General features: G+C 39.8%; 8 protein-coding genes. 7 read left to right on the plus strand and 1 reads right to left on the minus strand.

Annotated features, from left to right (window positions below):
• Nucleotides 1-4 precede the first annotated feature (4 nt).
• The 5 genes from O0V13_RS04945 to O0V13_RS04965 all read left to right on the plus strand — a co-directional run bounded on the left by O0V13_RS04945 (nt 5) and on the right by O0V13_RS04965 (nt 5,786).
• A complete protein-coding gene (locus O0V13_RS04945; protein ID WP_268033880.1) occupies nt 5-958 on the plus strand; it encodes a DUF5996 family protein in 954 nt (317 codons plus the stop codon).
• Between the two features lie 142 nt (nt 959-1,100).
• On the plus strand, nt 1,101-2,213 hold the full coding sequence (locus tag O0V13_RS04950; protein ID WP_268033881.1) for a serine hydrolase domain-containing protein: 1,113 nt from the start codon (nt 1,101-1,103) through the stop codon (nt 2,211-2,213).
• Nucleotides 2,210-3,544: a YfcC family protein gene (locus O0V13_RS04955; RefSeq protein ID WP_268033882.1), complete on the plus strand. Its 1,335-nt coding sequence runs from the start codon at nt 2,210-2,212 to the stop codon at nt 3,542-3,544. The genes O0V13_RS04950 and O0V13_RS04955 overlap by 4 nt, the downstream gene beginning before the upstream one ends.
• 18 nt (nt 3,545-3,562) lie before the next feature.
• The gene (gene mgrA, locus O0V13_RS04960) at nt 3,563-4,582 is read left to right on the plus strand and encodes an L-glyceraldehyde 3-phosphate reductase (RefSeq protein WP_268033883.1); all 1,020 of its coding nucleotides are present in this window, start codon (nt 3,563-3,565) and stop codon (nt 4,580-4,582) included.
• A gap of 1 nt (nt 4,583) precedes the next feature.
• Nucleotides 4,584-5,786, plus strand: coding sequence for an MFS transporter (locus O0V13_RS04965; RefSeq protein WP_268033884.1), 1,203 nt, complete (start codon nt 4,584-4,586; stop codon nt 5,784-5,786).
• A 15-nt stretch (nt 5,787-5,801) separates the two neighbouring features.
• Here O0V13_RS04965 and O0V13_RS04970 read toward each other — a convergent pair whose 3' ends face one another.
• Nucleotides 5,802-6,593 (minus strand): hypothetical protein, encoded by a 792-nt coding sequence (locus tag O0V13_RS04970; RefSeq protein WP_268033885.1) that lies wholly within the window; start codon nt 6,591-6,593, stop codon nt 5,802-5,804.
• Nucleotides 6,594-6,792: 199 nt separating this feature from the next.
• On the opposite strand from O0V13_RS04970, the gene O0V13_RS04975 reads away from it, so the two are divergent.
• Both O0V13_RS04975 and O0V13_RS04980 read left to right on the plus strand, forming a co-directional pair.
• Nucleotides 6,793-7,914, plus strand: a complete 1,122-nt coding sequence (locus tag O0V13_RS04975) for a pyridoxal phosphate-dependent aminotransferase (protein WP_268033886.1) — start codon at nt 6,793-6,795, stop codon at nt 7,912-7,914.
• On the plus strand, nt 7,914-8,465 hold a 552-nt coding region (locus tag O0V13_RS04980; protein WP_268033887.1), incomplete at its 3' end, for a GNAT family N-acetyltransferase. The genes O0V13_RS04975 and O0V13_RS04980, both read left to right, overlap by 1 nt.

An 8,465-nucleotide genomic window follows, 5' to 3' on the forward strand; every position in this document is an offset into this window, starting at 1 on the left:
TCCTATGGCAACCAAAAGATCAATCTGGCCGACTTTAGTTTTTGAGGAATATAAGGACACCCAGTACTTATTACATCATTGGTTTCAAATGATTGGCAAAGTCCGATTAAAGAAATCTCCTTGGCAAAATCATTCTTGGCATGTCACTTTATATGTTGACTCTCAAGGCCTGACCACTGGTCCGATTCCCTATGAATCTGGCAACTTTGAAATTCGATTTGACTTTACCAGACATGAGGTAAAATTCAAAACTAGTAATGGTACTAGAGATAGATTTTCACTGGGAGGGCAAACGATTGCAAGTTTTTATGAGCAAATGAATGAAAAGCTCAAATTCTTGGGAATTCCTGTCAAAATTAGCGACACTCCCAATGAAATGATCGATTGCATTCCTTTTGCCAAAAACACAAAGAGAATTCCCTACCTACCCAATGAAGCACAAAAGCTTTGGAAAGCTCTCGTATTGATTCAGAATGCATTCACTGTATTTCGAGCCAGATTCAGGGGAAAGCATAGCCCAATACATTTCTTTTGGGGATCATTTGATTTGGCTTATTCGAGATTTTCTGGAGAAGAGGCTCCTGAGTATGAATCCAGTCAACCTAATATTTCCAAAGAGGTGATGAAGGAAGCATACTCTCATGAAGTATTTAGTATTGGCTTTTGGCCAGGAGGAGACGCATATCCTGATCCTTGCTTTTATGCATATTGCTATCCTTATCCCGAAGGGTTTCAGGAAAGTAAAATATCTCCAGAAAAAGCATCTTGGAACTCGACTCTTGGAGAGTTTATTCTTCCTTACAAAACTGTCCAAAACAGTTCAAATCCTCAGGAAACATTATTGGTATTCTTACAATCTACTTATGAAGCCGCAGCAGTTGCTGCAAACTGGGATCGAAGTAAATTAGATTGTGATTTTTCGAATTTAGAAAAGAAAAATTCCAATATTACACTATGATATCCAATGTTTTAAATAGCTTTTTCAGAGAGATTCCTTTGACTTTTACCAGAGGTAAAAGAAACCAGTTCTTTCAAGATTCAATTTTAAAAATCAACCAACTCAATCTACCACTACTAACTGAAATACAAATGGTTAAGGAATGAAAATTAAAGCAAAATTCATTCTATGGCCTTTACTCGCTTGGGGAATTATTTTTCTTGGTTCCGAATGGTGGAACAGTCATCCTAAAGTCGTAATTCCTACACCTCTATCTCCGCAATCAAAAGCTGAGCTTGTTGATTCTTTAGTGATTTCAACTTTGAATGAAAATCTTCTTTCTGGACTTTCTGTAGCCATTATTGAAGATTCCAAAATAACTTACAAGAGGTCCATTGGCTTTCATAATTTGGATCAAAAGGATAGCCTGAAACCTTCCACACTGATACCAGTGGCTTCCATTTCAAAGCTTTTCACCAGTCTCACCTTAGCTGGTCATCTGGATTCTTTGGGTATAACCGTAACAGATCCCATTTCGATTCTTAATATCCCTGAAATCCCAGCTGATTCAGAGCTTGGAAAATTAAGTTTTGAACAATTGCTAAGACATCAATCTGGAATCCATGATCAAAGTCTTTTTCAAAGAATCACAAGCAGAAAAGCTTCATTCTCTATCGAAGAATTCGGCCAAGAGTTAATCTCAAACTCGGAAAACTTGGAATCAGATAAGAGTTATCAATATTCTGATAGCAATTTTGATTTCATAGGATATTTATTGGAGAAATCATCTGGAAAGGTTTTTCAAGAATTAGTTCAAACCAGCATGTTAAATCATCTAGGAATGGTTGATTCTAAATTTAATACTGAATCAATCGTTGATTATGGATATAGAAAAACCAGAATCTGGAAGAGGATTAAGCCTTCACCTATTCAATTTCCTTTAGTCCCCTCTCCTTCTTCCGGACTGGAAACGACCTTGGATGACCTGAGCAAAGGCTTGATCCAGTTAACCCGAGGAGACCTGGGATTAATGGAAAAAGAACTAAAATGGCTTCAAACCTCCTCCGATCTACCTCCGGCAGGATTTCAGGCTATCACTTTGGATGGTCATAAAATGATCGGGCATTTTGGGGCCCAATCAGGATTTAGTTCGCTGATCGTATTTGATCCTATTCAAAAAACAGGAATCCTCATCTTATCAAATACCCGAGAGATTAATGATTTTCGAATCAATTTGGCAAGCCAGATTTATACTCTACTCCTAAAAAGCCCATGAAACTCTCCTTCCCTCACCCCTTAATCATCCTTCTTATTTTTGTAATCCTATCTGGAATATCTACTTACCTGATACCTGCAGGAGAATTTGAAAGAAGAATTGATGAAGCTACGGGCCGAGAGGTAGTAATTGGAGGCACCTATCAGGAAGTTGAAAGTCAACCAATTTCTTTGGGACAATTGGCTTTGGCAATTCCTGAGGGTCTGATTTTCGGAGCAGATCTGGTAGTCTTGATCATTATAATTGGTGGAGCTTTTTATGTAGTGGAGAAAACAGGCGCACTCCAGGTTGGAATTGAGGCTTTGATCTATCGATTTAGAGGTAATTCAATCTTCCTATTGGTCTGTTTATCTATCGCTTTTTCAATTGCCGGAGGTACGATTGGAATGCAGGAGGAAATTATAGCCATGGCCCCTATCCTCGTCATGCTGGCCAACAAATTGAATTATGACAAAATATCAATCATAGGATTATCCCTTGGCTCTGCATTGCTTGGTGCCGGTTTATCTCCCATCAATCCATTTAATGGACTATTGGCCCAGAATATTGCTGAGCTCAATGTCCAAGAAGGAATTGTCTTCAGGTTGATGGTGTTTGTGATAGGAATTGGGTTGTGGACATTTTTGATGATCAGAAAAGGAAAATCAAAAGAAGAACAAACAGAACCACTGGAGTTCATGTCTGTAAAAATCACCTGGAACAATGCTTTAATTTTAATCCTTGCAACTGGGGGCGTTGTCGTATCAGGCTGGGGAATCACCCAAAAAGACTGGGGATTTAATGAAATGTCCGCCCTATTTTTTGCTATAGGAATCGTCTGTGGTCTATTAGGGAAAATGGGACTAAACGGTACAGCAAGAGCCTACACAGCAGGTTTTAGCGAAATGATCTTTGCGGGAGTCATTGTGGGGTTGGCTCGAAGCGTTTATATCGTATTGGAAAAAGGAATGGTAATAGACACCATGATTCAAGGTCTTTTTAGTCCTTTGGAATCCTTGCCAGATACCATGGCTTTGTCCGGATTGTACCTCACACAATTGTTGATCCACATTCCTGTCCCAAGCACCTCTGGGCATGCTGTTTTGACCATCCCGCTGGCCACACCTTTGATGGATTTATTAGGGATTTCACGTCAGTTGGCTGTTTTCACTTATCAATACCCAGCAAGTATGATGGATATGCTCACTCCAACCAACGGCGGGATGATGGCTGTCATCGCTGCAGCGGGAATCAACTATAAAGACTGGATAAAATATATCCTAAAGTCTTGGATCCTCTTGTCCATTTTGTGTTTGATATCTGTTTTTATCGCCTTAATTTGGTTTGGTTAAACCTAAAAAAGCCTGTTTATGCACATCAATGATCACAATCCTTTACCAATTTATCACCCAGTCTCTGATCGATATGATCAGATGAACTATAGAAGGACTGGTAAAAGCGGTTTGTTATTACCTGAAATCAGCCTGGGGCTATGGCACAACTTCGGTCATAATGCTGATTTTACTTTGGGTAGAAAAATTCTGAGGAGAGCCTTTGATTTAGGCATTTCCCATTTTGACCTTGCCAATAACTACGGACCTCCCTATGGTTCAGCTGAGGAAAATTTTGGAAGAATCTTCAAAAAAGACTTCCTTCCTTTTCGCGATGAATTGATTATCTCATCCAAAGCCGGTTGGGATATGTGGCCAGGACCTTATGGAAATATGGGTTCAAGAAAATATCTGATCGCAAGCTGTGATCAAAGTCTGAAAAGAATGGGATTGGACTACGTAGATATCTTTTATCACCATAGACCTGACCCCGAAACGCCACTGGAAGAGACAATGGGAGCGTTGGATCAGTTAGTAAGGCAAGGGAAAGCCCTTTACGTAGGGATTTCTCAATACAGCGCCGAAGATACCGCAAGAGCCTATGATATTCTAAAGCAGATGGGAACACCACTTTTGATCCATCAGCCCCGCTATAGCATGATCGACAGATGGGTAGAAGGTGGACTTTTGAATGTTTTGGGAGAAAAAGGCATCGGAAGCATCGCATTTTCACCTTTGGAGCAAGGAATGTTGACTGACAAATATCTAAAAGGAATCCCAGAAGATTCAAGAGCTGCCAAGGACGGTAGATACCTCAAGCCAGAACAAATCGGAGGTGAAAAGCTTGAGATGATCCGCCAGCTAAATGATATTGCCAAAACCAGAAATCAAACGCTGGCGCAAATGGCAATTGCCTGGCTTTTGAAAGATCCTAGAATCACTTCTGTCCTGGTGGGTGTTTCCAAGCCCGAGCAATTGAATGATAATGTGAGTGCTATCAAAAACACTCAGTTCTCTGATTCGGAAGTAGAAAAAATAAAAGAAATCCTAGGAGCTTAATATGAGCCAACCTACCTCAAGAAGTGCCCTGATTTTGATCGTAATTGCTCAATTTTTGGGCACTTCTCTTTGGTTTGCAGGTAATGCGGTTATTCCAGAAATAAGCAAGATTTTAGGAGAACCAGAATTAACAGCTTCCATTACCACAGCTGTACAGTTTGGGTTTATCTCAGGAACGCTGGTTTTTGCTATTCTATCTATACCAGATAGGTTTCCACCCAATAAGGTCTTTTTCTGCAGTTCTTTATTAGCAGCTTTTTTCAATCTGGGGATCACCCTTCTTCCCCTTCATTTATCTAGTCTATTAATCGGCCGCTTTTTGGTAGGCTTTTTCCTTGCAGGAATTTATCCAGTCGGAATGAAGATCGCTGCTGATTATTTCCAAAAAGGACTTGGATCAGCCCTAGGTTTTTTAGTTGGAGCATTGGTTTTAGGAACGGCATTTCCTCATTTGATTCGAGCCTTGGATTTGCAATTTTCCTGGAAATTCATTTTCTGGACTACATCTGCACTTGCTTGCTTGGGAGGAATTTTAATAAGTTGGAAAGTTCCTGACGGTCCATTTCGCAAGGCAAGTCCTAAATTTGACTGGGGAGTCATACCGAGAATATCCAAACTACCAGCCCTGAAAGGAGCTGCCTCAGGCTATTTTGGGCACATGTGGGAACTTTATACCTTTTGGGCGTTTGTTCCTGCTCTCGTAGCTTATTTTAGTTCACAGCCTACCCAAACAGCTTTCAACGCATATCTTTCATTTGCAATCATCGGAGTAGGTGCAATTTCCTGTGGAATTGGAGGATTGATCTCTGTTAAAAAAGGATCCAAAACAGTTGCTCTATTCTCGTTAGTAGGATCTGGAATTTGTTGTCTCTTTCTTTGGATACTACCTAATTCACCGGATTTTCTCTGGATTGGCTTTCTCCTGATTTGGGGAATGTTGGTAACGGCAGACTCTCCGCAATTTTCAACATTGGTGGCTCAAGCAACTCCCTCTGAATACAAAGGAACAGCACTTACTTTAGTCAATTGCTTTGGTTTTTCCCTAACTATCCTATCGATTCAGTTTGCTCAATTTTTACAAAAATGGTTGGAAGTTACCCAAGTATTGAGTCTTTTATTCCTGGGACCTGCTGTAGGTCTATTGCTTTTCAAAATCTTTAAAAATAAAAAGGAGGCTCTGTCTCCAAGCCTCCCTGCGTCTTAACAAACCGGACCTCTGTTATCGAACGACGTTTTCTAGTGTTGCTAAATAAACCCACTTTTGGTCTCGTGAGTTCAAGCCTTCATTGACAGCATCTCTTTCTTCTGCTGTTTGATCCAAATCTTCATAAGCCTGACCATTGAAAAACTGCATGTAGTCTTTATACATATTCATCGTCAAGTGAGTGGATTGGGCTTGTGAACCTAGCGGAAGCGCCGTTCTCAAGAAACTCCAATGTCCCATCAGACCTTTTTCAATTCGCTCTTGATGAATTGGCTTAAAAACTTCCATTTCCGCCTGTTCGTAATCGTCAAACAAGCCTTCATTGGCTTTCATTAAATCAAAAGAGGCCAATACACCAGGTTTCATTTGAAAGCTATCATCTGTGTGGGCAACTTCTTTCATATAAAGCCTCATAGGCATATCTCTCATAGCGAGAGATTCTTGGAAGAGTTTGACCACTTGGGCATCGTTCAAATGAGGATAAGCAATTTTGGTATACTCCATCATCTTTTCCTCATCCAGACCGTTCATCATATTCACAGGATCGTCATAATAGGTGATCATAATGTATTGGAAGTCGCTGTGATCAGCACCTGATTGCAGCGCCCAAAAATCCCAACCATCGATCTTTCCGTCATTCAAAGCCTGACGATATACCTTTTCCATCAAATCCTTAAATTCGATATAGTCAAAGATTTGGTCATTTTCCACTTTGACAAATTCGAATACCATATACTGAGTTTGCTGGGCTCTGAGGGTTGAGAACCATAGCAACCCACCAATCAATAAAAAAACAATTTTTTTCATATTACAGGGGGTTTAGGGTTAATTGTGCTTTTGTATAATTTAAAAATATATTTTGTTTGAAAGCAAATTTTTAAAATGAAATTTTATTTATTGGATTTTTTCAGGATAAAACTTATTTTTAATAAAGTAAGTCCGAAAATGTAATTTTTACAAAGCAGGTCGAGAAATCTTGGAATATTACTAATAAAACGAACATAAGATGACAGGAATTACAAGAAGATCATGGCTAAAAAAAGTGGGGATAAGCACCGGTCTTTCCTTAGCTGGAACTGGTTTTTTAAGTGATTTGAGTGCTGAAGAAATCAAAAAGTTTAATCCTAGACCTTTTGAGGGGCCGGTAAGACTCGGTTCGAATGAGAACCCGTATGGCCCTTCTCAAAAAGTTAGACAGGCTATGCAAACCCATTTTGACTTGGGTTGTAGGTATCCATACGCTTACAACGGAGACCTGACAAAGATGATTGCTGAAAAAGAAGGTGTTCCCGAAGACCACATTGTATTGGTCGCTGGATCTACTGAAGGATTGAAAGTCACAGGAATCACCTTTGGTGAAGGAGGAGAAATCATTAGCTGTGCTCCTACTTTCTTGACTATGATGGATTATGCAGCACTTTGGGGCACGGATATCAATTGGGTTCCATTGACCAAAGACTTAGACTTTGATTTGGATGAAATAGAAAAGCGAGTCACCTATGAGACCAGATTGGTTTTCCTTTGTAATCCAAATAACCCTACTGGAAAGCTTCTTCCTGCAGATAGAGTAAGAGATTTCTGCGAAACAGTCAGCAAGAAAGCAATTGTGTTTAGTGACGAGGCCTATTATGATTTTATCACCGAGCCTAACTATCCCTCCATGGTTGAATTAGTCAAAGAGGGAAAAGATGTGATTGTGTCCAGAACATTCTCCAAGGTATATGGCTTAGCGGGAATAAGATTGGGTTATATGATTGCAAGACCTGCTTTGGCTGAGAAACTACGAGACAGAGTAGTTGCCAGTACCAATATCATGGCGATTGAAGCCGGAAAAGCCGCACTTCAGGATCAAGAGTTTTATGACTTTGCAATCCAAAAAACTAATGAAGCAAAAGCTGATATAATAGCGACATTGAAGGATTTGAAACTTCCATATGCCACTTCCCATGCCAATTTCATATTCTTCCATTCCGGAAGAGATATCGTTGAATTAAACAAAACCTTTAGAGACAAAGGGATCATCATTGGAAGACCTTTTCCACCCTTGAATGATTGGTGTAGAATTTCGACTGGAACTACAGAAGAAATTGCGTTATTTAATCAAACATTACGAGAAGTCTATAGCTGATGCTAGAATCAACAATAACCCTACAAAATCATCAAATCCTGCTTAGACCTATTTTTAAGCAGGATTTTCCTTTTATGCTAACCTTGACGCAGGAGAAGGAAATGTGGAATTACTTTACCTCAGATTTGAGCATTCCTGAGGAATTGGAAAAATGGGCTCAACCAGCATTTGATGGGGATAGAGTCCAGTTTACGGTTATTGATAAAGAAACACAGGAAATATTAGGTTCCTCTGCTTTTGGAAACTATTCCAAAAAGGATGAAAGAATCGAAATCGGCTGGACCTGGCTAGGAAAGCCATCTCAGGGAAAAGGAGTTAATTCCCAAATGAAATTCTTAATGATGGAATATGCATTTGAAATCCTGAAAGTAAAGCGGGTAGAAATCAAAACTGATGTCTTAAATCTGCCAGCACGAAAAGCCCTGTTGAAAATGGGAATAATCGAGGAAGGTGTCCTAAGGAGTCATACCCTTCTTTGTACAGGGAGGAGAAGAGACACGATATATTACAGTGTATTGGAACAAGAGTGGCCTACTTTGAAGGAAAATTGG

This window comes from Algoriphagus sp. PAP.12 (genome assembly GCF_026652115.1).
In the GTDB taxonomy this organism is placed as follows: domain Bacteria; phylum Bacteroidota; class Bacteroidia; order Cytophagales; family Cyclobacteriaceae; genus Algoriphagus.

What these genes read in the sequence shown, in the direction of transcription:
- O0V13_RS04975 (WP_268033886.1), top strand. Translation starts at nt 6,793, where the DNA reads ATGACAGGAATTACAAGAAGATCATGGCTAAAAAAAGTGGGGATAAGC.
- mgrA (WP_268033883.1), top strand. Translation starts at nt 3,563, where the DNA reads ATGCACATCAATGATCACAATCCTTTACCAATTTATCACCCAGTCTCT.
- O0V13_RS04945 (WP_268033880.1), top strand. Translation starts at nt 5, where the DNA reads ATGGCAACCAAAAGATCAATCTGGCCGACTTTAGTTTTTGAGGAATAT.
- O0V13_RS04950 (WP_268033881.1), top strand. Translation starts at nt 1,101, where the DNA reads ATGAAAATTAAAGCAAAATTCATTCTATGGCCTTTACTCGCTTGGGGA.
- O0V13_RS04955 (WP_268033882.1), top strand. Translation starts at nt 2,210, where the DNA reads ATGAAACTCTCCTTCCCTCACCCCTTAATCATCCTTCTTATTTTTGTA.
- O0V13_RS04970 (WP_268033885.1), bottom strand. Translation starts at nt 6,593, where the DNA reads ATGAAAAAAATTGTTTTTTTATTGATTGGTGGGTTGCTATGGTTCTCA.
- O0V13_RS04965 (WP_268033884.1), top strand. Translation starts at nt 4,584, where the DNA reads ATGAGCCAACCTACCTCAAGAAGTGCCCTGATTTTGATCGTAATTGCT.